Annotated in this window: 25 protein-coding genes and 2 pseudogenes; 7 read left to right on the forward strand and 20 right to left on the reverse strand. The window is 44.9% G+C overall.

What is annotated here, in order from left to right; genetic code table 11:
* Positions 1-9 precede the first annotated feature (9 nt).
* The gene (locus tag HP570_RS14245; protein WP_173626116.1) at positions 10-1,257 is read left to right on the forward strand and encodes an MFS transporter; all 1,248 of its coding nucleotides are present in this window, start codon (positions 10-12) and stop codon (positions 1,255-1,257) included.
* Between the two features lie 59 nt (positions 1,258-1,316).
* On the opposite strand, the gene HP570_RS14250 is transcribed toward HP570_RS14245, so the two are convergent.
* The 8 genes from HP570_RS14250 to HP570_RS14285 all read right to left on the reverse strand — a co-directional run bounded on the left by HP570_RS14250 (position 1,317) and on the right by HP570_RS14285 (position 10,680).
* Positions 1,317-2,183 carry a universal stress protein gene (locus HP570_RS14250; protein ID WP_173626117.1) on the reverse strand — a complete coding sequence of 289 codons (867 nt, stop codon included), beginning with the start codon at positions 2,181-2,183 and terminating at the stop codon, positions 1,317-1,319.
* Between the two features lie 166 nt (positions 2,184-2,349).
* Positions 2,350-3,411, reverse strand: coding sequence for an HD-GYP domain-containing protein (locus HP570_RS14255; RefSeq protein WP_173604344.1), 1,062 nt, complete (start codon positions 3,409-3,411; stop codon positions 2,350-2,352).
* A 120-nt stretch (positions 3,412-3,531) separates the two neighbouring features.
* Positions 3,532-4,389, reverse strand: coding sequence for a patatin-like phospholipase family protein (locus HP570_RS14260; RefSeq protein ID WP_173626118.1), 858 nt, complete (start codon positions 4,387-4,389; stop codon positions 3,532-3,534).
* Positions 4,390-4,543: 154 nt separating this feature from the next.
* Complete coding sequence (locus tag HP570_RS14265) at positions 4,544-6,088, reverse strand: solute symporter family protein (protein ID WP_375138854.1); 1,545 nt, start codon at positions 6,086-6,088, stop codon at positions 4,544-4,546.
* Positions 6,089-6,176: 88 nt separating this feature from the next.
* On the reverse strand, positions 6,177-7,703 hold the full coding sequence (locus HP570_RS14270) for a solute symporter family protein (protein ID WP_012685884.1): 1,527 nt from the start codon (positions 7,701-7,703) through the stop codon (positions 6,177-6,179).
* Positions 7,703-8,050, reverse strand: coding sequence for a DUF485 domain-containing protein (locus HP570_RS14275; RefSeq protein ID WP_012685883.1), 348 nt, complete (start codon positions 8,048-8,050; stop codon positions 7,703-7,705). The genes HP570_RS14270 and HP570_RS14275 overlap by 1 nt, the downstream gene beginning before the upstream one ends.
* Before the next feature lie 150 nt (positions 8,051-8,200).
* Positions 8,201-8,929 (reverse strand): LytR/AlgR family response regulator transcription factor, encoded by a 729-nt coding sequence (locus HP570_RS14280; protein ID WP_173626120.1) that lies wholly within the window; start codon positions 8,927-8,929, stop codon positions 8,201-8,203.
* Positions 8,929-10,680, reverse strand: coding sequence for a LytS/YhcK type 5TM receptor domain-containing protein (locus HP570_RS14285; protein ID WP_173626121.1), 1,752 nt, complete (start codon positions 10,678-10,680; stop codon positions 8,929-8,931). The genes HP570_RS14280 and HP570_RS14285 overlap by 1 nt, the downstream gene beginning before the upstream one ends.
* 131 nt (positions 10,681-10,811) lie before the next feature.
* Between HP570_RS14285 and asnB the strand changes: the two genes are divergently transcribed.
* Entirely contained in the window at positions 10,812-12,659 is a 1,848-nt protein-coding gene (gene asnB / locus HP570_RS14290) for an asparagine synthase (glutamine-hydrolyzing) (protein ID WP_173626122.1), read from the forward strand.
* Positions 12,660-12,715: 56 nt separating this feature from the next.
* Here the strand turns inward: asnB and HP570_RS14295 are convergent, their stop codons facing one another.
* Positions 12,716-13,252, reverse strand: a complete 537-nt coding sequence (locus HP570_RS14295; RefSeq protein ID WP_173626123.1) for a DL-endopeptidase inhibitor IseA family protein — start codon at positions 13,250-13,252, stop codon at positions 12,716-12,718.
* 207 nt (positions 13,253-13,459) lie between these two features.
* On the opposite strand from HP570_RS14295, the gene HP570_RS14300 reads away from it, so the two are divergent.
* A complete protein-coding gene (locus tag HP570_RS14300; protein ID WP_173626124.1) occupies positions 13,460-14,641 on the forward strand; it encodes a NupC/NupG family nucleoside CNT transporter in 1,182 nt (393 codons plus the stop codon).
* 45 nt (positions 14,642-14,686) lie between these two features.
* Here the strand turns inward: HP570_RS14300 and HP570_RS14305 are convergent, their stop codons facing one another.
* The 4 genes and pseudogenes from HP570_RS14305 to HP570_RS29945 form a co-directional block, all read right to left on the reverse strand.
* Positions 14,687-15,175, reverse strand: a complete 489-nt coding sequence (locus HP570_RS14305) for a SitI3 family protein (RefSeq protein ID WP_173626125.1) — start codon at positions 15,173-15,175, stop codon at positions 14,687-14,689.
* A gap of 319 nt (positions 15,176-15,494) precedes the next feature.
* Entirely contained in the window at positions 15,495-15,806 is a 312-nt protein-coding gene (locus HP570_RS14310) for a hypothetical protein (RefSeq protein WP_173626126.1), read from the reverse strand.
* A gap of 83 nt (positions 15,807-15,889) precedes the next feature.
* Positions 15,890-17,932 carry a molybdopterin-containing oxidoreductase family protein gene (locus tag HP570_RS14315; RefSeq protein WP_173626127.1) on the reverse strand — a complete coding sequence of 681 codons (2,043 nt, stop codon included), beginning with the start codon at positions 17,930-17,932 and terminating at the stop codon, positions 15,890-15,892.
* Between the two features lie 136 nt (positions 17,933-18,068).
* Positions 18,069-18,185 (reverse strand): annotated as a pseudogene (locus tag HP570_RS29945) (DUF418 domain-containing protein); the annotation flags it as partial.
* 571 nt (positions 18,186-18,756) lie between these two features.
* Here HP570_RS29945 and HP570_RS14320 point away from each other — a divergent pair.
* From HP570_RS14320 to HP570_RS14330, 3 genes and pseudogenes are all read left to right on the forward strand, one after another.
* On the forward strand, positions 18,757-19,674 hold the full coding sequence (locus HP570_RS14320) for a PadR family transcriptional regulator (RefSeq protein WP_173626128.1): 918 nt from the start codon (positions 18,757-18,759) through the stop codon (positions 19,672-19,674).
* Between the two features lie 18 nt (positions 19,675-19,692).
* Entirely contained in the window at positions 19,693-20,556 is an 864-nt protein-coding gene (locus tag HP570_RS14325) for an alpha/beta fold hydrolase (RefSeq protein ID WP_173626129.1), read from the forward strand.
* A gap of 432 nt (positions 20,557-20,988) precedes the next feature.
* A pseudogene (locus tag HP570_RS14330) lies at positions 20,989-21,228 on the forward strand (Tn3 family transposase); the annotation flags it as partial.
* A gap of 130 nt (positions 21,229-21,358) precedes the next feature.
* On the opposite strand, the gene HP570_RS14335 reads toward HP570_RS14330, so the two are convergent.
* The 7 genes from HP570_RS14335 to HP570_RS14365 form a co-directional block, all read right to left on the reverse strand.
* Positions 21,359-21,634 carry a hypothetical protein gene (locus tag HP570_RS14335; RefSeq protein ID WP_173626130.1) on the reverse strand — a complete coding sequence of 92 codons (276 nt, stop codon included), beginning with the start codon at positions 21,632-21,634 and terminating at the stop codon, positions 21,359-21,361.
* A 30-nt stretch (positions 21,635-21,664) separates the two neighbouring features.
* Entirely contained in the window at positions 21,665-22,342 is a 678-nt protein-coding gene (locus HP570_RS14340) for a hypothetical protein (RefSeq protein WP_173626131.1), read from the reverse strand.
* An 849-nt stretch (positions 22,343-23,191) separates the two neighbouring features.
* Entirely contained in the window at positions 23,192-23,578 is a 387-nt protein-coding gene (locus HP570_RS14345; protein WP_254495269.1) for a hypothetical protein, read from the reverse strand.
* Between the two features lie 131 nt (positions 23,579-23,709).
* On the reverse strand, positions 23,710-24,339 hold the full coding sequence (locus tag HP570_RS14350) for a hypothetical protein (protein WP_173626133.1): 630 nt from the start codon (positions 24,337-24,339) through the stop codon (positions 23,710-23,712).
* A 71-nt stretch (positions 24,340-24,410) separates the two neighbouring features.
* Entirely contained in the window at positions 24,411-24,764 is a 354-nt protein-coding gene (locus HP570_RS14355) for an aspartyl-phosphate phosphatase Spo0E family protein (RefSeq protein ID WP_217364625.1), read from the reverse strand.
* A gap of 87 nt (positions 24,765-24,851) precedes the next feature.
* A complete protein-coding gene (locus HP570_RS14360; RefSeq protein WP_173626134.1) occupies positions 24,852-25,001 on the reverse strand; it encodes a hypothetical protein in 150 nt (49 codons plus the stop codon).
* A 2-nt stretch (positions 25,002-25,003) separates the two neighbouring features.
* Positions 25,004-26,365 carry a helix-turn-helix domain-containing protein gene (locus HP570_RS14365; RefSeq protein WP_173626135.1) on the reverse strand — a complete coding sequence of 454 codons (1,362 nt, stop codon included), beginning with the start codon at positions 26,363-26,365 and terminating at the stop codon, positions 25,004-25,006.
* Between the two features lie 329 nt (positions 26,366-26,694).
* On the opposite strand from HP570_RS14365, the gene HP570_RS14370 reads away from it, so the two are divergent.
* Complete coding sequence (locus HP570_RS14370) at positions 26,695-26,898, forward strand: helix-turn-helix transcriptional regulator (RefSeq protein ID WP_173626136.1); 204 nt, start codon at positions 26,695-26,697, stop codon at positions 26,896-26,898.
* Positions 26,899-26,968: the final 70 nt, after the last annotated feature.

Below are 26,968 nucleotides of genomic sequence, written 5' to 3' on the forward strand. Positions count from 1 at the left end.
ATATGACCTATGAAAGGTCTTTGGGGAAACAAAGTTTTTCTGACCGTCTTTATCACGGATACATTAGAAAATATCGGTATATGGATCCGTAACATGGCCTTGCTCTACTACGTAATGGAAACGAGCGGCAACAATCCGACCGCGGTATCGCTTTTGACCGCTATCGAACTCGCGCCGATCTTGGTTTTTTCGATTATTGGCGGGGCATTGGCTGATCGCTGGAATCCAAAACGAACGATGATAGCCGGGAACCTGTTAAGCGCCCTCTCTGTTTTGGTCATCGTGTATTTGCTCTGGCAAGGGATGTGGATCGCTGTATTCTTTGCGACATTTATCTCAGCTGTCGTGTCGCAGTTCTCCCAGCCTTCTTCTGCCAAGATGTTGAAGCGCCATATTCCTGATGAGCAAATGGCAGCAGCTGTGTCTATTTCACAAAGTACGGGTTCTATTTTTCTACTGGTTGGCCCGATTGTCGGTACCTTCTTCTTTGAACATTGGGGCATCTACCCTTCCCTGTTAACAATGGCTGGCCTATTCCTCGTCGCGGCATTGATTCTCTTGACGCTCCCTACCTCATCTGCCACTGCAACAGAGGAAGACGGAACTCTCCTTTCTGAGATTAAAGCAGGTTTTGCCTATGTAAAAAAGCGACCAGCCTTGCTCGGGATTGCCATTACCTTTTCGTGTCTGGGGCTATCCTCGGGTTTTATTAATTCGCTTGAAGTATTCGTCGTCACGGATCGTCTTTTACTCTCCAAAGAAGCCATCCAATGGTTTACCGCGTTAGACGGATTGGGTATGTTGTTGGGCGGCATTTTGGCTTCTGTTTATCTGGAGCGCATGAATAGTCGCTGGGTCATTACAGGTGGATTGATATTCTTCGCTCTCTCCGTCGCCGTAGAAGTTCTCTCTGTTTGGGTATACGTAACCGCAGCAATGCGCTTTTTCACCGGAATTGGGATGGCATTTTTACAGATTGCGATCAGTATGTTCATGATCAAGCTCGTGGATGAAGCGTATATCGGGCGAGTGAATGGGACGATTTCACCGCTCATGGTCGGACTCATGATGGTCGGTTCCTTTGTTGCAGGTCCGCTCATGCAGATGACTTCGTTGATTACCGTATTTCTGATATCATCTGTCATCCTTCTGCTCGCTGCATGGGGATGTACGCGAATCAAGTGGGATTCGGCAGAGGTTACACCAGATGGGGCGAATCAATCTTTCGAACAAAAACAAGCGCAAACGCTATCGTAAGAGGCTGCGCCCAAGCAAAAAAGCTGTCCACGAATCGGACAGCTTTTTCTAGCGAAATGCTATGTTTTCACAATGAGGAGTGGTGTTTTCGTACGATGAATCGTCTTAAATGTAACACTTCCAAGCAATGTCCCTGCAACCGCACCTTGGCCATGATGACCGAGCACAACCAGTCCAGCGTTGATTTCTTCAGCGGTCTGGCGAATCACAGTAGCTGGATCTCCAACTACAACCATGCTTTCAAAAGGAATCGATGCAGCCTCAAGCATCTCTTCGCAAGGTTTTAACGATTCCCGTCCCCAACCTTCGAGTGTATTCATGTTATCCCAGCCTACGCCATATACACCTGCGTATGTGACTGGCGGTATGACAACGGACAGAAGTGTATAGGATACATTCGGGAGGTGCTGACCCATCTCGATGGCTTTCTTCGCAGCTTCGATCGAATGATCGGAACCATCTACTGCAATGAGCACTTTATTCCAAGGGAAGCGTTTCTCATCTGTCTCCTCTGCAATGAGGAAGACCGGGACTTTGACATCGTGGAGTGTCGGATAGCTGACGCTCTGCAACAGGAAGCCTGTGATTCGGCCGTAGCCATGTGTTCCCATTACGATGGCAGCATAGTCATTTGCAGCGTGCTTCGCAATGACTTCATGCGGCTCTCCGAACTCAATCTCCAATTCATACGTGATACCTGCTTCTTCTATGATCGACAGGAATTTTTTCAGATCATCTCTTGCCTCATCCAATTGATAATCTTCAACGACTTCTCGTCCCAACCTTCTGACAACATTGCGTGAAGGGAATGGCGAGATGGCATGAAGCAATGTGATATCATGCTTATTCTTGGCATAGGCCAGCGCGAAGCGGACCGCCTGAATGGACTGCGCTGAGAAATCAACAGGAACTAGAATACGGGACATAATGACACGTCCTTCCTCTTTTTCATCTGGCAAATGTGTTGGTGTAGCTCTATGTATCCATCTGCCTTGAGTTCATTGTAGCCCCGTGGGCCCTACGTGTATGTAGGGGTATTCCCTGATCTTGATAGGGATATTCCCTGATAGGGAGTCCTATTCTTCCTATGGCCTAGTCCATGACAGCTGAGATAAAAATAGTAGGCTTTTCACTCAAATCAATGTCCGTAATCTCATGATCATCGACGATCCGCCGATTCGCCTGTTGCTCTCTTCGAATGACCCGAACGACTGGGCGCGAAGGCAAGCCTCTATTTTGGTCAATGATCACACCGATCTCTCCTGTCGACAGCTTCAGCGAGGTTCCTGTCGGATACATGGCAATCGAGCGCAAAAAGTGAATGACCATTTTATGATCAAAGCGTTTCTCCGCGAGCCCCATGACTTTTTCGCAAGCCTCATACGCAGGCAACGTCTCCTCTTCCGCTGAAAAAGGCGAGATGAGATTATCATAGTAGTTACAAATCGCCACAATCTTGGCGAAATCATGAATTTCATCGCCAGTCAATCCTCGTGGCTGCCCACTTCCATCCACCCATTCATGATGCTGTAAAGGAACGTGTGCGGACACAATGCTCATCTCATGTTTTTTTCGCAACAGATCAAAGCCTAGCCAGGTATGATGATTGGTTTTGCTGTTCTTTTTGTAAGCTGGTGCTTCCTTGTCGACTGACAGCTTTCCAATGTCATGCAAGAGGGCTCCGATGGCGAGCTCTTTTAATTGAGCCGTATTATAACCTAATCCTACGCCCATTACTGTCGCCATCATGCACACATTCAAGGAATGAATGTACATCGCGTTGTCGGTCGTGCGAATTTCCCCCAGATTCAAGAGCACGCGACGATTTTTCAAGGTCTCGTCGATGATACTTCCCACTGATTTTTGAATGCCCCGGACATCAAAATTTTTTCCAGTCTGCACACACGAAATCGCTTGAGATAGATTGCGGATTGCGTCCTTTCGAGTGGTTTCCGTGACGACCTCCTGCTCTTTCACTTCATCGAGCAGAGGGTCTTTGATGCTTAACATCGTGACGCCAAACCGACGCAATTTATTTATCATTCCGACAGTCAGCTGGACACCTGCATGCAAGAGCGTCAAGCCTTCGCTTGTATAAATGCTTCGAGCCAAAACGTCTCCTGGCTCTACTAGGTCTACATTCACATATTTCATGGGGTCTTTCCTCCTGATTCCATCCTCCCCTGATGCTTCTTCCCTATCTTTGCTTTGGAAAAACCTGTTTCACATGATTTTGCCGAAAAAACATCCGCGGGATCGATGTCTCCTCAGTTTTCACCTGTTCCCGCCAAGACCAAGCCATGTACAAAGCCCAGAAAATTGGGTACGAGCATCCTGATAGCCTTGTCTGTAATAATGCTCCAGCTTCTCCTCTTGTCGTTCAAACCCTCGTAGAAAGGTACCCTCTGGAGGTGCGATAACAAACGCTTTGCCTTCCTTCTGCATCTCCTTGATCTGCTCTATTGCCTCGTAATAGATGCGAAAATGACGAATGAATGCTTGACACAAGCGCGTACCTCTGGAAAAAAGACGCTCGACACGCGAAAGCTTGCGCATCCACTCACTAGGCGGACAAGAAGACGTAAGTACAATAATATGCTTTTGATTGCCATCAAGCATGGACTTCATGAGAGGTACCGGATGCACGATGCCTCCATCCCATAACTTACGCCCGTTGAAGGCAACTTTTGGGGATAGAAACGGGAGACTGCACGAAGCCCGAATCACATGGAAAATATCCTCACAGTCGTCTTTCGTAAAGTAAACGGCTTCCCCTGTCGAGCAATCCGTCGTGACGACGACAAACTGTTCCTTCGCTTCGCGAAACCGATCAAAGGCGAACGGCTCCAGCTTGTTAGGCATCTCACTGAAAATAAAATCCATGCCAAACAGCGAGCGTTTCTTGATCAAATTTTTATAGTGAAAGTATCGGGGATCGCGAATGTATTTCGTATGATAAATCTTGCCCAATCCGTGCTGTCTCGCCAAGTATGCCGCCCCATTGCACGCACCTGCTGATACGGCAATCACATACGGGATGTATAGCTCCTGCTCCATGAAGTAATCCAAAACGCCAGCAGTATAAATCCCACGGCTACCTCCTCCCTGCAAAACGAGCCCGACCTTTTCCATACCTATCACCCATTTTGATGTCGTTTACCCGTAGTATGAATGATTGCCCAATGAAACATGCAGGGCCGGATCGTGCCAATCAAAAAACGACCCTCAAAAAGGGTCGCCACTCCATCGTCTTTTTTCATCATGCTGTGCTCATCACGAATCATCGTTACGTTTTCCCAGATGGAACTCGGATTCCCGTCAACGCCTGAAACAGTACGCGCTCATACTTCCTCTCGGCATCCGGATCAGGCCGATCCAGTAGTGTTCCGAGCACCGCCCCTAGAAAGCCGAGTGGTATCGAGACCAATCCGGGATTCGTCAGTGGAAATAATGGCTCCGCACGAATAAGTCCAGCTACGGGATGCATAACAGTCGGTCCCAGAATGACAAGGACTACGGATGCCGTTACCCCTGTCAGGACGCCACAAATCGCTCCTCTCACGGTAAACCGCTTCCAATATAACGTAAACAATAGCAGTGGTAAATTGGATGATGCTGCTACTGCAAACGTCAGCGCAACGAGAATCGCCACGTTCATTTTTTCTGCACCGATCGCCAGCCAAATGGAGATCACGCCCACCGCAACTGACGAAAGCTTTGCCATGGTGACCTGTTCTTTTTCCGATGCCATCCCTCGCCTGATCAGATGACTGTAGACATCATGCGCGAACGCTGAAGACGCGGAGAGCACGAGTCCTGTCACGACAGCCAATATCGTCGCAAAGGCAACGGCAGCGATATATGCCATCAAAAACTCTCCACCGAGAGCATTCGCCAAGAGCGTGACAGTCAGATTCCCCCCGAAGCCCACATTTTTCAATGCCTCGTAGCCTACAAACGTGCTCGCTCCGAAACCGAGGAAGATCGTCATCAAATAAAAGGCGCCGATGACCCAAGTAGCGGTGTAAATCGAATTACGAGTCGTCTTTGCGTCTTTGACTGTGAACAACCGGGAGATAATATGGGGGAGTCCGGCGGTACCGAGAATCAAAGCCAAATGCAGGGAGATCGTTTCCAGCGGATCATGAAGTTGATTACCTGGCTGTAAGAACTGTTCCTGAAGAGGTGTAATCGTACTTACATGAGAAAACATTTCGGATAAGCTCCAATCAAAACGGGCAAATACGATCAGACTTAGGATCAATGTCCCTGTCAGGAGCAAAATTGCTTTAATAATCTGAACCCACGAGGTCGCCACCATCCCGCCGAACACCACGTAAAATGTCATCAGGCTCCCGACGATCAGGACCGCCGTATCGTAACGGATTCCTAATAAATAATGAATGAGGGCACCAGCCCCAACTAATTGCGCCAACATGTAAAAAATCGTAATTAATAGAGTCGTACAGGCAACAACGCCACGGAGCCAAAGACTGTCAAACCTGACGGCAATCGCGTCTGCCAGCGTATAGCGCCCCAAATTATGCAACGGCTCCGCAACTAAAAACAAAATAATCAGATAAGAGACAAAAAAGCCTATCGCATACACGAACCCGTCAAAGCCGTACATCGCAATCGTTCCCGCAATCCCCAAAAACGAGGCAGCACTCATATAATCGCCCGCAATGGCAATGCCATTTTGTAACCCGTTCAAGCGATTTCCTGCTGCATAGAAGTCTCTCGTCGTTCCTGTCTGTTTGGCAGCCGAATAAGTGATAGCCATCGTTCCAATAATGACGGCAAGGAAAAAGATGATCGTCGTCACGGACAATATCTCTCCCTTCTTGCAAAAATGAAAAAAGACCAGGGGTTAACCCCAGCCTTCTCTTCTTGGCATGAGCTTCCTATGCTTACTGTTTCTACGCTGAATCTTTCATTCCTGTATTCGCTTTCACCAAAATTTCATCGTACTTCTTATCATCACGGGAGCTGGACAACAAGGTTCCGATCCATGCTGCCAAAAACCCTAACGGGATCGAGACAATCCCCGGATTCGGCAATGGGAACAGCGCTTCGCCGACCAAAATCGCCTTTCCAGCCACAGGATTCCAAACGTTCGGACTCAAGGCAACCAGAATGAGAGCGCTGAACAGTCCGACGAGCATCCCGCTAATTGCTCCCGCCGTATTGAATCTTTTCCAGAAGATCGTGAACAAAATCACGGGTAGATTTGCACTCGCCGCTACTGCGAAAGCCAGAGCAACAAGGAAAGCCACGTTCAGATTTTGCGCAAACAAGGCGAGCAGGATAGAGACAATCGAGACTCCGACAGACGCCCATTTGGCCATCTTCATTTGTTCCTTTTCTGTTGCTTTTCCTTGGCGTAATACGTGTCCGTAAAAGTCGTGCGCGAAGGCAGAAGCCGCAGTCAGCACCAGCCCAGCCACTACTGCGAGAATGGTAGCGAAGGCAACCGCAGATACGAAGGCGAACAAGAAGTTACCACCGAGTGCTTGCGCTAGTAATGGAGCGCCCATGTTACCTGCTGGGTCCATATTGCCCGCTCCGACAAACGCTGCCGCACCGAAGCCGAGGAAGATCGTCATGACATAGAAGACACCAATGATCCACGTTGCGTACACAACCGATTTGCGAGCTGTCGTGGCATCTTTTACAGTGAAGAAACGAATCAAAATATGCGGCAATCCAGCCGTTCCGAGCACTAGCGCGAGATTCAATGAAATCGTATCGAGCCCCACTTTAAACTTGTTACCAGGATTGAGGAATTGCTCTCCCAATGGTGTCGCCAGCTTCATTTGCTCGAACATTTTCAAAAGATTAAAATCGAATTTGGCGAAAACCATCATAGAGATAATGAATGTCCCAATCATTAACAAAACGGCTTTGACGATCTGCACCCATGAGGTTGCCGTCATCCCGCCGAAGACGACGTAGATGGTCATCAATGCCCCTACGATCAATACGGAGGTCGTGTAATCCAGACCCAACAGTAGCTTGATCAAGGCGCCTGCTCCGACTAATTGCGCGATCATATAAAAAATCGAGATGGCAATCGAATTGAGAGCAGCGACACCACGAACCTTTTTATTGTCAAAACGCGCGGCTATCATATCAGCCATCGTGTATTTTCCTAAATTACGCAAAGGCTCTGCTACCAAGTAGAGCACCACGAGATACGCGACAAGAAAACCGATACTGTAGAAGAAACCATCAAACCCGCTCAACGCAATCATCCCGGCAATTCCAAGAAAGGAAGCAGCGGACATGTAATCTCCCGCAATCGCAAGGCCGTTTTGCCAACCCGTCAAGCCTCCTCCAGCGGTGTAAAACTCACTAGTCGTATTCGTCTTTTTCGACGCGTAAAAGGTGATGACAAGCGTCAAAAGAACAATGACGAGAAAGAGTAAAAATGCAGTAACGTTCATTAGCCCCTCCCACCTGCCTCTCGTTTGATTTTCTCTACGAGTTGATCAAACTGCTCTGCCCGCTTGGTGTACAGGATACAGAGACCCCATGTCATGACGAACTGAGCAAAGGCGAATACCCACGCCCACGAAATGGCCCCAAATGCTGGTTGATTCAGTACGGTGAAGTAGGAGGTTAATATCGGAAGGGTAAAGTAAAATACAAAGAAAAAAATAGAAGATGGCAAAATAAACGCTTTTTTTCTTCTCAAAAGCTCTTTGAACGTGGCTGACTGAATCACTGCGGCATAATCAACAGCATCCTTCTTCTGATCCTCGGCTTTTTTTGCCGAAGCGGATTTGCCCATAGGAACCTCCCCTTTATCAACCAAAATGTAAGCGCTTCCTACATTGTAGAGAATCCTTTTTTATCCGTGTATTTTTCTGCGTAAGATGTCGGGGAGAGTGTGTCAGTGGCAGATTTTCAACCATGATCTGCAAACCATGGATCACCTGGCTTACTCCTCGAGACGTTTGAGCAAATCCTTGGCGGAGGTCCGGGATACGGGAATACGCGGTCTTCCTTCTCCCTTCAAAATCAGGTTGTAGGCACCGTTGAACCATGGTTCGAGCTCGCTTACGAATTGAAGATTGACCAAATAGCTTTTGTGGGTACGGAAAAAGTCGTATGCAAAAAGCTTCTCAGCCAGCTGTGTCAGGGTCATCCGCGTCGAATAGGTAGCCGTTTGGGTGACGATTTGCACATATCGCTCCTCCCGCACCGCATAGACAATCGTCATTGGATCAATGACCACTAATCGGCTGTTGTCTTCTACCAACAGCTTCGTTCGTTTTGTCTGGACAGGCTCTACTTTTGGCTTGACTAGACGCTCTCGTATTCGTTGCATCGTTTCGACCAGCCGTTTGGGCTCCGTAGGCTTCAGCAAATAATCGACGGCGTACAGCTTAAACGCATCGATGGCAAATTCCTCATACGCGGTACAAAAAACGATGAGGGGGTGCTGCTTACGCGAAGCCAGCATTCTCGCTGCTTGCGCTCCTTCCAGCTCAGGCATTTTCATATCGAGGAAGACGACATCCGGTTCGTGCACATCGACCATTTCCAACAGCTCTCGTCCATTGGTGGCATAGGGCAGCAGCTCTACGTCTCCTTCTTGAAGCAGTAAATAGCTCAGTTCTTCGCGTGCTAGTCGCTCGTCTTCTGCAATCATGACGCGTATTGGCATCAGGCACTCACCTCTTTTGTAATCGGAATCGTAAAGGTAATCATACTACCGCCTTCTTGTTTATTGGCAAAATGAAGTTGGGCCTCTTGTCCGCACAAGCTGATCAGGCGTTGGTTGACATTATGAATGCCAATTCCATTGCCCTCCTTACTCTCCATGGGAACCTTTCCGAGAACTGGCAGCAAGTTGTCAGGAAAACCTTGGCCATTATCTTCGATTTGAAAAGCAACGTGCACATCCTGCCGTTTCACATGGAGAATGATCTCACCGCCGTTCGTGATGTCACGAACACCATGCTGAATACAGTTTTCAAATAACGGCTGCAACGTGCCAGGCGGGATAAGGGCTTCCTCTACCCCCGCCTCAATGATGGTGCGAACGGCGAATTGCTCGGAAAATCTTATCTTGATAATTTCCAAATAAGCATGCAGGTGTTCCAACTCCTGTCTCACGGTGACAAGCGGACTTGCTGTTAGCTTCAGGTTAAAACGCATGAACACGCCAAGCTGAATGGTCATATGCCGGGCTAGCTGCGGATCAATTCGTATCAAGGTCACAATTGAATTCAGCGTGTTAAACAAAAAGTGTGGTTGAATCTGTGCCTGCAGCATTCGCAACTCAGCATCCTTCATCAAGCCTTTCATTTGCTCCGTGAGAGATAGGGTCAATTGATTGGAGATCAGGTTGCCAAGCCCTTTTGCTAATGCCTCCTGAACTTTTCCTATTTGTTGCGGCCTCCGATAATAGAGTTTGATCAGACCAACGACGCTGTCCCCCTCTTTAATCGGCACGAGAATCGCTGCATGCAGGCTACAATTTTTACGCTTGCACCCGACGCTCTCGCGCGTCAATCCCTTGTCGATTCCACCGCTAAACAGAGCCCGCTTATCGAGCTCACTATGGAGTGCTTCTCCCGGATGATGATGATCAGCCCCCACTCCAACGTGCGCGAGAAGCTGTTCCCGATTTGTTACTGCAACGGCGGCTGCTTTCGTTTCTTTTTGTAAGACAAGGGCTGCTGACTGGGCTGTCTGCAGTGTAAGCCCCCTTTTCAAGTGTGGCAAAATTCTTTCCGCTATCGTAAAGGAACGCTCCGCTTCAATGGCAGCGGAACGCTCTGCCTCTTGCAAGGCAACCCGTATCATCGTCGTAAAAATCGCAATCGAAACACTGTTTGTCAGTACCATCGGAATCCCGATCACGTTGACCATGGTTCGCGCCAGCTCAGGCGGAGCGGCCATGATCAATAAAAGCGACATCTGAATAATGGGCGCGAACATGCCGATAAACATGGCTTTGGACGGAGAAATAACCCGCTCCTGCGAGAAAAAACGCGCTACGTATCCTGCCAGTAAACCCGTGATCGGGATCGACAAGCCCATCGGTGCTGCGGCGAATCCTCCCAATTGAAAGACATGAAGCCCAGCAATGACACCTGCCCCCAGGCCAACGAGAGGTCCCCCTAGCAAACCTCCGATGACGACCCCTACCAGCGTAGAAGTGGCGATTATTTCGTCATGCGACAAACGAAAAATCCAAAATGCAGGGAGATAGCTCTCTCCTTGTACAACCACTCCTGCATATGTACCCGCAATCCCAAACAACCCGAACATGACGGAAAATGCGATTGACGTCCCTACGTGCAATTCGCGGTCTAAAAGCTGGCGGAACAATGATGTCCTTGTCAAAATAAATGCCAGCGTCAAAAGAATGCCCATCCTTTCAATGAGCAATAACGTAAGATTGTCCACCGCAGCCTCCCTTAGTTTAAATCTTCTATAAATTCCGCGTATTACCCTCAATTCCCTGCTGGACAGACAACCGCGCTAGGCTGATTGCATACGCTGTGTGTGCAATGCTTCAGGAGAAGGGTGAGTATGCCATGTGTGGAATTGTAGGATGGATTGATTGGGAAAAGGACTTATCTGGTGAACGTGATATGCTGCAAAAAATGACCCAATGCCTCAAGGATCGAGGCCCTGATGCAGAAGGCTTTTGGCTGACTCCTCGCGCGGCCCTCGGTCATCGTCGCCTTGTGGTCGTTGACCCTGCTGGCGGACAGCAGCCTATGTCAGCTCTCAAAAACGAACTTGCCTGCACCATGATTTACAATGGTGAATTGTATAATACCGAGGATTTGCGAGCAGAACTGCTTGCTTGCGGACATACTTTTCAATCTCACTCGGATACGGAGGTGCTTTTGCACACGTATTTAGAGTGGGGCCCAGATTGTCTGTCAAAGCTAAACGGCATCTTCGCTTTTGCGATCTGGGACGAACGGGAACAAAGATTGTTTGTCGGCCGTGACCGTATGGGGGTTAAGCCGCTGTTTTATGCGCAAAGAGGCAGTTCATTTCTGCTTGCTTCCGAGCTAAAAGCCTTGCTCGCTCACCCCGAAGTCAAACCAGAGCTCTCTCGCGAAGGCTTGGCAGAGGTTTTCGGAATCAGTCCCGCCCGTACGCCTGGCCATGGAGTTTTTCACAATGTACACGAGGTTCGGCCCGGTGCTTATCTGCTGGTGACTCGTGATGGTGTCAAGCAAAAACGTTACTGGCAGCTCAAAAGCCACCCACATACGGATGACTTGGAGACAACTGCGGAACGTGTCAGGGAGCTAGTCACGGATTCGATTGAACGCCAATTGGTTGCAGATGTGCCCGTTTCGACCCTCTTGTCAGGCGGGTTGGACTCGAGCATTATTACAGCTGTTGCGGCAGATCATTTTCAAAAAACAGGCCGCGGAACTTTGCACAGCTACTCTATCGATTACGTCGACAACCGAAAACATTTCAAGGCGAGTGCTTTTCAACCGAATGAGGATGAACCTTATGTGCAACTCGTTACAAAGTTTCTCGGAACCGAGCACCACACGATTAAGTTCGACACTGACGATTTGATCGAAGCCTTGAAAACAGCGACACTTGCCCGCGACTTGCCGGGGATGGCTGATGTGGATGCGTCGCTTTATCTGTTTTGCCGAGAAATAAAAAAAGAGACGACCGTCGTCCTCTCTGGAGAATGCGCAGATGAAGTATTTGGCGGGTATCCGTGGTTTCATCGTGAGGAACTGCTGCATGCCGGAACGTTTCCTTGGTCGAGAGTGACGAAAGAACGTGCCTCCTGGCTATCACCTGAGCTTCGTGATTGGGTCAAACCCGAGGAATACGTTGCCATGCGATATGAGGAATCTCTCGATGAAGTCCCGCATCTTCCAGGCGAAGATCCGATTGAAGCGCGCCGTCGGGAAATGTTTTATTTGAATATTACGTGGTTCATGAACACGCTGTTGGATCGCAAAGACCGAATGAGTATGACAGCCAGTCTGGAAGCGCGCGTCCCGTTTTGTGACCACCGCATCGTGGAATATGTCTGGAACATCCCATGGGATATGAAGACGCACGGGAATCGGGAAAAAGGAATTTTGCGAAAAGCCATGGAAGGAATCTTGCCTGATGAGGTTTTATATCGCAAGAAAAGCCCGTATCCGAAAACACACAATCCCGCCTATACGGAAGCCGTTCGCTCTTGGCTGCTGGATATCATAAACGACTCTTCCTCTCCACTGCTTCAACTGGTAGATGTTCCGACGATTCGAAAAATTGCCGAGTCAGATGCCCAGGCTTCGAGCATTCCTTTTTTCGGTCAGCTCATGAGTACCCCACAGTTATTTGCCTATCTCGGCCAGCTAGATTATTGGCTGCGGGAGTACCGCGTTTCCATTCGTACGTAACGGAATAACAAAAGCTCCTCGCCCCTTATGTTTCGGGGGAATTGAGGAGCTTTTCGTTACTTTTTGGTTTTTCCCCGTTGCTTGCTTCTACGTACGGGTTGTGCCTTCGGGTTGAGGGGTATCGTAGCAAGAGATTGATATCTCAGATCAAACTGCTCGCCTGAGCGTTTCATGATCGTAAACGTTTTGGTTGCGCCGACTCGGATCAAACGGTAGTCCACTCTTGTTTTTTTCCCTCCCCCGCTCAGTATCGCAGCCACGGTCCGATGATCCGGCAGATTCACTTTTATTTGCAACGACAGCACGGTTGCTGGAAAAGTTGGGATGTCACGATAAGGAATACAGAGCTTTCCTTTCAGCATCCGCAAGTGGAGATTCCGAATCATCACTTCCGTCAATTGCTTGCCCCAATACCGGCGGAAAATACGGGAGATTTTTCGTTTGGTGTTGTATTTTTCGGGCAATGGCGTGTAATCCACACCGTTTACGGTATATACAGGCTTTCCTCTCGGCGAATTCGCGATCTGAGTCCAGACATGCTCTGCTGAAGTAATAAACTGCTTGAGCCTCTGCAACTCATCCAAGGATTTCACCTCCTCCATAAACCGTATGGCGGTAGGCTTATGCTAGTACGCCCGATTTCAGCGTTCCACACGTAACGGACAACAATTCTGAACATACATATAAATTGCAATCATATTATCGGGATGATAGAATATAAACCGCTTTCACTTCTCTTGTCGGGAAGTGCGTTTTTTTGCCTTTTAAGTTTAGCACTATTTAATTTCTTGGAGGTTGTAATGAATTTTATCATTCCCATCGCTGGCATACTCATCGTGATCGGGTTAGCATTGTTAGGAAGCAATGGACGTAAACAGGTCAAATACAGACCGATCATCGTCATGATTGCTCTGCAATTTTTGCTCGCCTTTCTTCTTCTGCAAACCAAGTTTGGGGTTATATTCGTTTCAGCCATTTCCAAATCGTTTGAAAAGCTTCTTGCATTTGCTGGGGAAGGAATCAATTTCGTATTTGGTAATCTGGCAAACGACGGACAAATGTCCTTTTTCCTTGGTGTATTGCTCCCAATCGTCTTCATTTCTGTTCTCATCGGTATTTTGCGTCACTTCAAGATTTTGCCGATTATCATGAAGGCAATTGGCTTTGTTCTAAGCAAAATTAACGGCATGGGTAAGTTAGAGTCTTACAACGCTGTTGCTTCTGCTATCGTCGGCCAAAATGAAGTATTCATCACGGTGAAAAAACAGCTCGGTTCCTTGCCGGAGCACCGTCTGTACACGCTGTGCGCGTCAGCTATGTCCACTGTTTCGATGTCGATTGTCGGTGCGTACATGACGATGATTGAGCCGAAATACGTTGTCACAGCCCTGTTCTTGAATCTGTTTGGCGGCTTTATTATCGCTTCGATCATCAACCCTTATACCGTGAAAGAAGAAGACGATTTACTGGAGATTCAAAGCAATGAAAAGCAGTCCTTTTTCGAAATGCTCGTCGAGTACATCATGGACGGCTTCAAGGTAGCCGTAGTCGTTGGCGCAATGCTGCTCGGTTTTGTTGCTTTGATCGCAGCTGTGAACAGCTTGTTCGGCATGATTTTCGGCTGGACGTTCCAAGAAATGCTTGGCTTCGTCTTCGCTCCTTTTGCCGTCCTGATGGGTATTCCTTTTGGGGAAGCGATGAAGGCTGGTAGTATCATGGCGACGAAGCTCGTAACGAACGAGTTTGTAGCGATGATCGAGCTGGGCAAAGTCGTATCTGAACTCTCCCCACGTACAGTAGGAATTCTTTCCGTCTTCCTTGTTTCGTTCGCGAACTTCTCCTCTATCGGCATTATCGCTGGTGCGGTGAAAGGGCTGAATGAGAAACAATCCAATGTGGTTGCTCGTTTTGGGTTGAAGCTGTTGTTCGGTGCCACGCTGGTTAGTCTTTTGTCTGGTATCGTCGTCAGCTTTGTTTTGTAATCGAAAAGAAGAAGTGTCCCTCTGCGATGTGGTGGGGACACTTTTTTATTGTTGGTTTGGCGCTTTTAAAATTTCATAGTCGAACTTGTTCACGAAGCGGAGAAAATTTTCGTTTTTCCAAAATCCAGTATCCTCGTTTATATACAACACACCATTCCTTCTTAATAGATGAATGGTTTCACCGTTACATTCAAAGATAGCGCTCCCTTGGACCTTCGCTAAAAAATTGAAAATGATTGTGAGAATATTAGTGATTGCATGTTCCCAGTCATAGAACTTATTGATTCGAAAACAAAGATCCTGCTTATCCATAAATGGATCAGGTAAGTACTCGAATTCATAACCAAATGCCATACAGGATGTATCCAGCAAGGATAACGAAAAACCTGCCTTTTCGTAGGTATCATAGATGGTGAAGCCTAGTTGAAGGCATTCAATCTTCTCACATGAGTATCCTAATTTGTTTAATTCGTCTAGAATAGTATCTTTTGATAAAACATGATCTTCCAAAAGTAACGAATATTCCAGTGCCACAAGAGAACCTCCTCCTGTATTATGGGGAAACCTTCTTGAAATTTGGGATATGGGCGATTTGTTCTTCTCCTGCATGAAACGGTATGACGCTTGCACCTTCCGGGATTCCGATTCTTGAGCCTACTCTCTTCTCTGGAGCTCCTATGTATTCATAACCAACGCTTTCACTCGTGCAATTTTGACAATTCATTCTGGGTACATGGGGAACCGTCTCCTCCATGACCACTACCAAACTCAACCATTGCTTGAATATAGGATTAATCATTACCCACTCCTTTTTTTCGTACAATCCTCGTTCTTTAAGGAGTATACTCACTCATCATGTTCGGTCCATAAAATCCTCCGCTACCCTAATATCTTTTGAAAGTTGTAATTCTGGATATTTTCTGTCCACTCGCTTTATACATTCGATAAAATCCCGACTATTCACTCTTGCTGAGATATCCTCAAAAATTTCACTAAGCCAATAAGCTTCTTGCTCTGTGCAAGCCTCGAAGAACTCGATGGTTTCTAGAGTGTTGGCACTCAAAAGCTCCGTTAGCCTTTCCCAGAAATCATATACCTTTGGATCATTCAGGTGAAGTTCTGACCGTTCTTTTATGAGTTGTTTTATTAGATTGGAATCAAGCATAAGACGCTTCCTCCCCTTTTTGCGGTACATTCACGAAAAAATGGAACAGCGAGTGCCCTTGCAGTAGGAGCACTCGCTGTTTGTTATCGGACGATCTTTTCCACATCAACACGTCCGGAGAAAAACGTCGCGCCTCCACCCATGTCCGCGATTCGGTCTGGTGTGAGGGCATTTACATAATGCTTCGGACCTTCGTTATCTGCCCATAAGCCTTGACTCACGACGACACCCGTTAGAACATTTTCTCCGACAGCTGCCACGAGCTCGCATTCTCCCCGCTCATTCCATATGCGGACCGTATCTCCGTCACTTATGCCTGATGCAGACGCATCTGCCACATTCATATGCAAACGTGGTATTTTCTCCATTTTCTTATGCTTCTCATTATTCGAGAACGTGGAGTTCAAATAATTGTGATTCGGCCCCGGCACAAATAAATACGGGAAATCCCCATCATTCACCAATGGCGTGTACGTCGGTAATGGGGGCAGCCCTCGTTTTGCCATTGCTTGTGAGTAAAGCTCAATTTTGCCACTTGGGGTGGGAAGGTGTTCCAAAAAGAAAGGTTCCAAATTTGCTTTGGCATATTGTTTTTCGACCAAAGTTTCATACGTGATTCCTTCCAGATGAGGATTGCCGTGCCCCTCCAACGCCTGTCTGACCATCTCTGCATCACTGTCTTGAAAAGCAGGTTCGTCATATCCCATAGCAGCAGCCAGCAAGCGGAAAACCTCCGTGTTGGACTTGCTCTCTCCAAATGGGGCGATCACCGGCTGCTGAAGTTGAATGTAATGATGCCAATACGACGTGTAAAAATCCGTATTTTCATAGGAAGACGTCGCTGGCAAAACGATATCGGCAAAAAGAGCCGTCTCCGTCAAAAATAAGTCATGTACGACTGTGAACAAATCCTCTCTTGCCAAGCCTTGCCGCACTTTGTTTCCATCCGGTGCAACAATGGCTGGATTGCTCGTATAGACGAAGAGCGATTTGACCGGCGGCTCTGTATCGAGCAACGCTTTTCCAAGCTCATTCATATTGATGACTCTCGTCTGTTTATTGGCCAGCAAATCTGGTCTCTGCACGGCAAGTTTGTTGTGCTCCAAGAAACCTTTATTCCCTTTATTGGCCCCACCACCTTTAACGAGCCACTGCCCTGTCAGGGCCGGAAGACAAGCAATCGTCCTTACACACATTCCACCATTGTCGTGATGCTGAATGCCGTTTCCAATGCGAATAAAGGACGGAGTAGTGGTGCCATACATTCTCGCCAATTTGTAAATATCGTCGACAGGGACACCCGTTATGGCTGATACGATGGCAGGATCGTAGGTGCTTACATGCTTTCTGAGCTCTTCATGTCCTACCGTATACTTTTCCATAAAGGCTGAATCCACCAAGTTTTCTGCAAAAAGCACATGCATGATGCCCAAAGCCAAAGCCGTATCTGTTCCGGGTAAAATCGGGATAAACCAATCAGCCCATCGACCCGTCTGATTTTTATGGACATCAATCACGACGATCTTCGCCCCATTTTTTCGAGCCTGTTCCGCAAACACCACTTGATGCATGTTGGTGCTAACCGTGTTGATGCCCCACATGATGAACAGCTTGGAATGTACAGTGTCTTCCGGATCTGTGCCAAAGGCTCCGCCCATCGTGTAGCTGTAGCCTACAGCCCCTGCACTGTTGCAGATCGTACGGTCAAGTTGACTAGCCCCCATCCGATGGAAAAAACGGCGATCCATTCCCTCAACACTAATCCGCCCCATGTTCCCGTAAAAGCTGTAAGGCAAAATGCTCTCGGGACCGTCTGAATCTATCAAGGCACGCCAGCGTTCGGTTATGGTAGTGATGGCTTCTTCCCAACTGATTCGAACAAACTCCCCGCTCCCTTTTTTGCCAATACGCTTTAACGGATGCGTGAGTCGCTTGGGATCGTAAATGCGCTCAGTCATGTTGCGGACTTTGTTGCAAATATTCCCCTTCGTCACCGGATGATTCGGGTCCCCTTCGATTTTGACGATTTTCCCGTCTTTTTTATGAAGGAGCAATCCACATTGGTCCGGGCAATCAAGTGAACAGACTGCTGGAAAAACACCGTTTTCCTGGGTCGTATAGGTCATGGAGGTTCCTTCTTTCTCATAACAGTAACTAGCTTCTATACGCTATTATAATCGATTGAAAAAAGAAGGCACTACCCCTGCGCGAATGATAAGTTCATTAGTTTTAAATCGCGGCCAATGACAGAGAAAGGCTCTAAATAGTCATGGCAATCAAAGCAGCTATCCCGTTACTAACATGTCCCCCTAAATCAAGTGCTACTGGTGACAAGAAAAGAACAAGCATTGCTTCATTCCATACAAAGAAGGTTAATTTACAAAGCACATTTGTATGTAAGGAATGTGTAGACTTATTACGCCATGATCTTCCTGTAGTCTAAAACAACTAAGCAGCCCTCTCCATAAAAGAACACGACATTCTTCATGTTTGTGCGGAGCCGCCTCCACCTGGATTGCCTAAATCCGTTGAGTTGAAAACCGTCAGCCATTGCACGTATTCGGCCATGAAAAAAACCGCAGCTTCACGATGTCGATCTTCCGTGAAGTTGCGGTTGTGGGGGTTTTAGTAGGTAGCTATCACAAAATCAATTGTACCAACCCTATGAATTGGATCATTGGTATGTAGCCCCTACCATGAACCATTCGAGAGCTTCTGAAAATTCACGAGGAAGCTCTGACACCTGGAGTAAGGTACACATCTCACTTGCGATCCGTTCTCTGTTTTGCCCGTATTGCTCTGTGAGCAGAGCTTTCGCCGCTCTCCTCGTACTGGGCATATATTTGAGTGGTGGATGGTTGAAGCAGCTGACAAGCATGACGAAAATAGATTAACAAAAGCAATAACATATGTTACTATTAACCTATGTTATTTATAACGAGGTGTAACTATGTCAATCCAATTAGCAATATTAGGCATATTGAGTTGGAAGTCCTCAACAGGATATGAACTAAAAAAGATTTTTGAAGATTCCTCATTCATGTATTGGTCCGGTAATAATAATCAAATTTACAAAGCTCTAATAAGTATGGAAAATGAAGGTTTCGTTACCAATGATGTGGTCCACCAGGATAACTCTCCTTCAAAAAAAATATATACCATAACAGAAGAAGGACTTAAAGAATTAAGAAAATGGCTTGTGTCATCACCAGAAGCTCCTGAAATTAAAAAAACATTTTTAGTACAGCTTGCATGGTCAGATATGTTAAGTAATCAAGAATTAAGTGAAGTACTCTCAAAATATGAAAATGAAATCAAACTCCAATTGATTATGCAGAAGGAAAAATACAAACGTGCTCTTCATTCGCCTAATAGAAGCACTAGGGAAAGCTTAATATGGGAGATGATTTCAAAAAACGTTATTTCAACCTATAATAATGAACTTAATTGGGTCCGTGAAACTCGTCAGAAGTTGTTTGAAAATGAAATTTTGGAGACAAAAGACAGGATGAACTATGAGATTAGAGTAATAGAAAGTAAAAAATATATTGAACTCATTTCTACTACTGAACCTTTAAGTACAGAGAATAATGCACTTGATCTAGTGACTTTATGCTGGGAACATGAGACATATGCGCTTATGATACACTATGCAGCCTTATCAGAGGATTTCTTCAAACTTAAAACCAAACTGGCAGGTAATATTATTCAGAAATTTATAAACTATGGCATAAAAGCTGCTGCTATTATTCCTCAGGAGACAATTCAAAAAGGCATATTTAAACAAATGGCCATGGAAACGAACAAAGGCAATCATTTTAGATTATATGAAAGTAAAGAAGAAGCTGAAAAATGGCTTCTGAAATAGAAAGAAAGGCGAGAAATAATGGAAAATATATATAAGTCAGAAGTAGGCAAACGAGAAGTTTTAGGACAGTACCGCAAAATACTTGCCAACTGGCCAGTGGAAAACCACCAATACGAAGTTGAAACAAGTCTTGGACCGACTTTTATCATAGAGTCTGGATCAAAGGACAATCCCCCACTGATCCTCCTGCATGGAAGCGTATCGAATTCTTTCACCTGGTACGGCGATGTAGCTTCTCTTTCTAAAACCCACAATGTCTATGCGATCGACATTATTGGAGAAGCAGGATTATCAGCGGCAAGCCGACCAAGCTACGAAAGTGGTTCATATGCTTTATGGTTGAATGAAACAATAAATGCACTTCGATTAAGCACCTGTTCAATTGTAGCTATGTCATTAGGCGGCTGGATGGCATTGAGTTTCGCTACCACCTATCCGGATAAGGTTAATAATTTGGTTTTGCTTTGTCCCGGAGGGCTTGCACATGAAAAAGCCAGTTTCCTATGGAAAGCAATTTTTTTCTCACTACTTGGAAAATGGGGCCAGCTACAAACACTCAAATTAGTGGGTGGCAGTAATATTTCTTCATCATCGTTATCCGGATTGGGAGAAGAGCTTCCATTGGCATCACTTACGTTCAAATATTTCAAACCACGAACAGCAAGAATGCCACTATTTAGTGATCAGTCGCTTTATCAATTAACTATGCCGATTTTAATGCTTTTTGGCGATTCTGATCAAATAATACCTGCAAGCAAGAGTATAAAGCGACTTAAACAATTTGCACAACAAGCTAAGATCGAGCTGTTGCCTGGTACGGGCCACCTAATTGTCAACCAAGGAGATAGGATATTAAAATTCTTGAACCTTCAAGGTGGTTGATAATATGTTACCGCAAACAATAAAATTAAGGGTTTCCCGACATTAGCACCTCCGGCCTAACAGCCGAGAGAAAAACTCCATGTCTCGAGACCCTTTGTTTATGGGCATTTTCAGCCCTCCCATTTATCTGCCCTTTACTTCAATACTACACACTCCCCGTTTGCGAAGCATTTATGCTCCCATCTGAAATCTTAGGATAGAAGATTCAAACTTTAACTCGACCTTTTGCTTTACCACTATCGATGATACGGCTCACTGGAATTATTATTCAACTATCCTCCCGTTAGCGTAATGCCCTGGACTTATAAAACCCGATTCTTCAAACTGAATCGGGTTCTCTTTTTTAATTTTTATTTGTAGATCCCGCCGTGATTGACCTCAAAGAGAGCCCGAAAAGTGCCAATCCTCTGTCGGTATAAACCAACATAGCCACTTCTTCCACGAATCAAACTAACGGATCTGCTCATGGAAGTAGCCAACTTGACGAATTTTCATGAACAGTTTATTCACGCCTCCAGTAACCGCACTCAAAACGAGGAAGAACCGACAATTCTTATGGCTACCATTATGGCAATGGGAACGAAAATTGGGCTTACGAAAATGGCTGAAGCCACGCCGAGCATTTCATATCGGCAGATGGCTAATGCAGCGCAATGGCGGCTGTACGAAGACCCAGAGTGCTTTCCTTATTTATGTACATTATGTATAGTCTTCTTTCTGGAGAAATATTAAAAAGAACCCTGAATGATGAGGGCCCCTCTTTTTTAGATTAATGTACTTATTGATTATTGAAGTTGTCCCACTAGCTTTTTACTTTTAAGAAGAATTCTTCAGAGATAGGCTGAAACTCACCAACTTCTGTAGAGAAATCCTCATTAAAGAAAGTTACAAATTCGTTAGCTTCTTCATCATAGGAGTCCCCAAATGGATTTTTTCCTTCTTTGATATCTGTGGCTAGGGCACATATCACTTGATGGATCTTCGACAGAAAGATAGCTATCCCCGCTTCTATCTTCAATAAAGTAACAATTAGTTCTTTTACGTGGATATATTCTCTTTTAAACCGCCTTCCAATCAAAGGCTATTCATTTGATCCCGTATTCTCCTATCATCTTGGATACGACTGCGGTGCGAGTCGTTGTTGATCCTTTTTTACAGGAGGTACATACGGTTCATCAGTCACTGGAATACCAAGTCTCTGTTTGTGTTCGTCCAACGTCGGAGTATCAGGATATATGTTGTCTAGAGTAATTTTGAATGGTTCTTCGACTTTTCCCCTATACGGATTATATTGGAGCGGCATATTGAACGACCCACCGCCGTAGCTGCTCTTCGTTGTATAGGTCGTCTCTTCATAATGTATCCTAGTTGGCTCAACTGTAAAGGACATCTGAACGTCTGGACCATCCGATTGTCTCGATGATTTGGAAGGCTTTTTGACAGTTTTCTTTGGCTGCTTATTTGATGCCGTCTGTAGGGACTTTTTCGATGACTGCTTTTTCGCTTCTGTGCCAGGCTTGCTTGCTACCAACTTTGTCGGGGTTGACTGAACTACTGGTTGTTCAACCGGATACGCCGATACATTGGTTGGCCTCGTCCCTTGATTGGCTAAATCCATAACCGGAGTTGTAACTGACAAAAGCGAAGCCGAAGTCGTTTGCGTTGCTTTTGGGACGCTTTTCGTGTTTTTCTGATCGGCTTTTACTTCCTTAATCAATGTTGGCCACAGGTATGCATTGAAACCTAGCAACGCTACCATAAGCGTGATTCCTGCTACTTTTTTCATTATCACATTCTCCGTTGTTGTTAGATTTGAAGTGTAAAAAGCATGAGGACTATAGAACTACAATAAGGAAATTACACGTTATCAGGCTAATAATTTCCAGAATAATGGCCTGAACCCTATTTCTACGCTTTAACAAACGCTACTCTAATTCTGGATGTATGCTTCTAGTAATGCAATCATTTGACGATTCCCCAACATTCTTGCCTCTGCGATTGGGGGTCCCTAACTTGGTTGGGTGTTCAGGAGCATACTGTGTTGCAAGTATCGGATCGGCTCCGTAATTCAATATTTCAGCCTCTCTTTTTACGGTATATTTATTAACGACAATCGTTTTCTGATGATGATGATTATTTTTTTAGATCACTTTGATACCACTTTAGATTCTGTCATACTTTGTAGCAATATAGTCCAAGTGCCCAAGCAAATAAATAACCACGCTAAACAGTAAACTCCGTTTCAACTTAATTGACATGTCTCTATGACCTCATGATTAGGTAATTTATGCCACAACAGCATTTCAGTTAGGCTTAAAGTGGTCCGAATCTTTAAAATGAGAATCATTTAAACCTCTTTGTAGGCGCACTCTTTACATTTGCCATATAGCACGCTTACGCTTAGGGATACTAACAAGAAGTTGCTAGTAAGCCTAGGTGTTCACTGAAAATAATGTATTAGACTCGAAAAATAAAGGGTACCGGCAATATGAAAAAACTCGTGTTCCTTAGCGTACAGGAATACGAGTTTTTTATTACATCCAAGTCACATTTTGTTGGCGGTACCCCCAAAAAAAAACCATGTAGGGTGTGGACACGTTTGCCACAAGAGATACAATTCGTAACAAGCGATTTGCTACTTCTGATTATCTTCAGGAAGTAGCGAGTATTCTAGTCCCATAAAACTAGCCACACCGAGCTTTTCTTCGTTTATGACCTGAAGTCGGTAATTAGCAGGAGACAATAGCGCCTGGTTATCAGCTTCTGACAAATTTTCTTTTAGCTTTAGCTGTTGCGTAATTGTATACCGACTCTCATTACTGTTTAAATCAATTTGAACGAGTGAAGGAGTCTCTGCAAGCAAATTTTTAATGGTCTCGTTACCCGGCATATCTGCAAACGAAAAGTAAATGGGTTTTTCCGTATGCATCATTTTTTCTCTCAAATCATCCGAAATTAAGATTCGTAACGTGAGTTCTGCCGAATTACCATTTTTTGTTATTTGGAGCACGGATGTTTTCAAATTCTCCCCATGAATTTCTTCGAAATAATCGTAGACGCTTACATATGACTTCTCTTTAGGGACTGTTACTGCCTCGCTACAGCCACTAAGAAGGACTATGAACAGAAGGAGAAGTATATGGAGAGGTCGGATCATAGATCTTTTGATTTTTTACTAGAATACTCTTTGTACGAGTATTTGACGTTTACGTAGTTAGAATCCACTACTCTGCCTTGAAAATATTCGTTTAAGCTTCCAGTTGTTTTTACGGCTTTTGATCCGTATTCAACGGTTGTAATCGTACGCTTTGGTATGACCCAACTGTGGGTTGTTTCTATAATGTCTTCTTCTCCAAATGAAACTTCTGCATTAATCCCCACTTTCCCCTCTATTATCCTCCAGTTGACTTTCGTCTCGGCTGACGCACCTATTTTACCGGTCAAAAAGGTTTTTCTTGTAACCTTCCTCATAAAGGTATCGTTTTCGTTACTATCATTCTCAATATCAGCTTCATAAGATTTTGATTTGTATAGGTCCTTCTTAGACATTTCATACACTTTGCCAGTCATATCATTGCCTAAGGGACCAATCTTAGATGAATCACTCTTCGTAAGGTCATCTGTAAAATCATACTCTACTGGGTTCTCATATACACGTTCAACGATTTTTAGGTTACCTATTTGAATAGTCTCAGCTTGAGATGCTGCGAAGGCAGAACCAGCTCCAGATACAACTAAACCGCTAAGTAAGAGAGTTGCGAAAGAAAGTTTCTTACTATTCATTTTTTACCCTCCTGTAACCACTTTAGGTTTTAATTACCTCAATTTAAATAAAACCTTACTTTCTTTTTTTCTTATTTTTGTATCATCCTTGATTGAATTACCAGAATGTACTTATCCAGTTTCTGGCTTAATTCCACGACTTCATCATCCAACAAATCTTTCTTCTCCAAAAACAATTGCACCAGTTGTTCACGTAATTGTTCCACAATGTTTTTCAAATGATCTACATCGTGATAAGTTCCTCCTTCCCGATCTAATGCTAGCGTGGTACATTTACTTATAGGAGCTGTATCTGCTCCTCCTGCGGGCGTTCCTGTAACCTGGCAAAGGGGTGGAACGCCCTTTTTATATGCAATAGCCCCTATGGTTATCACCTCCCTTATTTTAACAATAAATACATTTATAACTATACTGCATTTTCCCAAATTCACTGTTCTTAGAAAAATGGGAAAATAAAAAAAGCATCCCTTTTTTGTTTGGGATGCTTTTTCGAACCCTTTATCAAACCCTATTTAGCCTCCTACGCCGTGATGATATTGCATAACTGGAGGAGGAGAAACAGCAGAAAAAGATGGCGTTTCGCTTGCGATAGAAGCCTGGCCAACACTGGAAAGTACCCCAAAACTCAAAACCATGGATAACAAAACAAAAAATTTCTTCATATTCACACTCTCCCTTCTAAAATGGCTTCATAGCGATCTTTTTGCTCATTTGTTGCATGCGGCAAGTGTTTCCAAAACTTTGTGACACAACGTTTAAATCCTTGGTGATAGGTCATTTTGTCAGATAAATCCAGGCACAACAGTAACTGATCTATCGCTTGAGACGTGTTTCCTTTTCTAAATTCATATTCAGTCTTTTGATCCCAAAAGTGAAAATTCTGACTCAAATTAATAGGGTTCTGATGGTCATAAAAGCTGGATAGATTAGCAGAATAACGATGCAGTAGCTCATCTATACAAAAATTATGTTTATTGGCTGCTTCGATGATGGTCAACATCCCAGGGAGAATTTCATTTGGATGTTCCTGTAAGAAAGCAACATACTCTGATAGAATACTCACGTTTCCCTTCTTTAAGTTAAGCCCATATAAGTTAGCCCTGCCCCATATATTGAATTTCTTTACTTCTTTATGTCCTATCTCATCTAACAGTCCAAACCAAGTAAGATCAGTATATTCGATCACGTGTTTTTCCGCTTCTTCATACTGTTCTTGCATAGTGAGAGCAACTCCTTTTAACAAGGAGCTTTGGCCATAGTACACAACTAGATGACGTTCCGTGTGTAACATTTCAACCGTTTTACCGCTCTCTTTCTTACGTAATTGATCCTGATAGACTGCAATAGCTAGGGTCCGTAATTCGTCAGCATATTTTTCTACATCTTTCCACTTCTGCAACATGTAGCACACATTAGCTAAATGTAACAACGCGTCCAATTGGTGATTTTCGGACAATCTGTTCCGATAGGGTTCAAACCTTATGACCGCTTTCCAGTTGTCTTCTGGACTTGTACCTTGTAACGCACGAAATAACCGATATTGACTTATCAGAAAGTGATCCGAATGGCTATCTTTTTCAGCTTCAATCACTAGCTGATAAAAAGGGACTGACATAGCCTTTCCACCAGTTTGAAATAATTGCTCTGCAACAGTGAAGAGAATGGAAACGTTTTTAGGGTTCTCTAGCAATCTTGAGACAACCACATCAATACAATCCTGACGCCCGATCTCAGCACATCGAACCAAGTAAGGGATCAAACGTGGACGCGAAATTTTTTCCTCGGCTATGCACTCTTCCGGGTATAACTCGTACAACCAACCAGGAGCCTTTTTAAAGACCTTAGCCAACGTGTCAAGCTGACCAATTGTAATGGCACGTGGTGGATTGCTATTTAGGATCTCACTCAAATGTCCAGGATTAACGCCACTCAACTCACTGAGTTTACTAAGTGTATATCCGTTCTCTTTCATATTTTTATCTATTTCAGAACGTATCGATTTTTGTGTTGTTTTTCTTGTTTCCATACTAAAAGAAATCCCCCTTAGTCATGTACATAAGAAACACTTAACTTCCCATATTTTATAATCGTCGCAAGCATTTGTAAATATTTGCCATAAATTCCCCTTGAACTTACTCATGATCCGTCAATTATATTACTCATGCATGGAGTTCACATCCTTCTATGAATTTTCATTCCACTTTCATCTTAGTTTTTAGAGGCTATCAAAATGTAAATGCCTAGCAATAACAGTAAGTATAATACGTGTACTTTAATTCGCCAAGTATCATGGGTCATCAAAAATTCGCTAACAGGTTAACATATGAGTAAAAATTCAAGGAGAGCTTCCAAGAATTGAAACTAAAAGATGCCCGAATAGAAAAGAAATTATCCCAGGAAAAAGTAAGCAGGATCATAAACGTATCCTTGAAACACTATCAGAACATAGAATACGGGATTACCACTCCCACTGTTACGATTGCGCTACATATTTGCGAAGTTCTCGACATCGATCCAAGAGAAGTTGACGAGTGGAAAGACAGACGTGAACCTAACTAAGAGCGGTTTCCTATGAGAAATGTAAAATTCAACCCTAAGATTAAATAAGCAAAAAGCCGGATTACCGTGG

This window comes from Brevibacillus sp. RS1.1, assembly GCF_013284365.1.
In the GTDB taxonomy this organism is placed as follows: domain Bacteria; phylum Bacillota; class Bacilli; order Brevibacillales; family Brevibacillaceae; genus Brevibacillus; species Brevibacillus brevis_D.

Excerpts from the sequence above, each read along its gene's own strand:
- HP570_RS14245 (WP_173626116.1), top strand. The coding sequence starts at position 10 with ATGAAAGGTCTTTGGGGAAACAAAGTTTTTCTGACCGTCTTTATCACG.
- HP570_RS14250 (WP_173626117.1), bottom strand. The coding sequence starts at position 2,183 with ATGTCCCGTATTCTAGTTCCTGTTGATTTCTCAGCGCAGTCCATTCAG.
- HP570_RS14255 (WP_173604344.1), bottom strand. The coding sequence starts at position 3,411 with ATGAAATATGTGAATGTAGACCTAGTAGAGCCAGGAGACGTTTTGGCT.
- HP570_RS14260 (WP_173626118.1), bottom strand. The coding sequence starts at position 4,389 with ATGGAAAAGGTCGGGCTCGTTTTGCAGGGAGGAGGTAGCCGTGGGATT.
- HP570_RS14270 (WP_012685884.1), bottom strand. The coding sequence starts at position 7,703 with ATGAACGTTACTGCATTTTTACTCTTTCTCGTCATTGTTCTTTTGACG.
- HP570_RS14275 (WP_012685883.1), bottom strand. The coding sequence starts at position 8,050 with ATGGGCAAATCCGCTTCGGCAAAAAAAGCCGAGGATCAGAAGAAGGAT.
- HP570_RS14280 (WP_173626120.1), bottom strand. The coding sequence starts at position 8,929 with ATGCCAATACGCGTCATGATTGCAGAAGACGAGCGACTAGCACGCGAA.
- asnB (WP_173626122.1), top strand. The coding sequence starts at position 10,812 with ATGTGTGGAATTGTAGGATGGATTGATTGGGAAAAGGACTTATCTGGT.
- HP570_RS14300 (WP_173626124.1), top strand. The coding sequence starts at position 13,460 with ATGAATTTTATCATTCCCATCGCTGGCATACTCATCGTGATCGGGTTA.
- HP570_RS14310 (WP_173626126.1), bottom strand. The coding sequence starts at position 15,806 with ATGCTTGATTCCAATCTAATAAAACAACTCATAAAAGAACGGTCAGAA.
- HP570_RS14315 (WP_173626127.1), bottom strand. The coding sequence starts at position 17,932 with ATGACCTATACGACCCAGGAAAACGGTGTTTTTCCAGCAGTCTGTTCA.
- HP570_RS14320 (WP_173626128.1), top strand. The coding sequence starts at position 18,757 with ATGTCAATCCAATTAGCAATATTAGGCATATTGAGTTGGAAGTCCTCA.
- HP570_RS14325 (WP_173626129.1), top strand. The coding sequence starts at position 19,693 with ATGGAAAATATATATAAGTCAGAAGTAGGCAAACGAGAAGTTTTAGGA.
- HP570_RS14340 (WP_173626131.1), bottom strand. The coding sequence starts at position 22,342 with ATGAAAAAAGTAGCAGGAATCACGCTTATGGTAGCGTTGCTAGGTTTC.
- HP570_RS14350 (WP_173626133.1), bottom strand. The coding sequence starts at position 24,339 with ATGAATAGTAAGAAACTTTCTTTCGCAACTCTCTTACTTAGCGGTTTA.
- HP570_RS14360 (WP_173626134.1), bottom strand. The coding sequence starts at position 25,001 with ATGAAGAAATTTTTTGTTTTGTTATCCATGGTTTTGAGTTTTGGGGTA.
- HP570_RS14365 (WP_173626135.1), bottom strand. The coding sequence starts at position 26,365 with ATGGAAACAAGAAAAACAACACAAAAATCGATACGTTCTGAAATAGAT.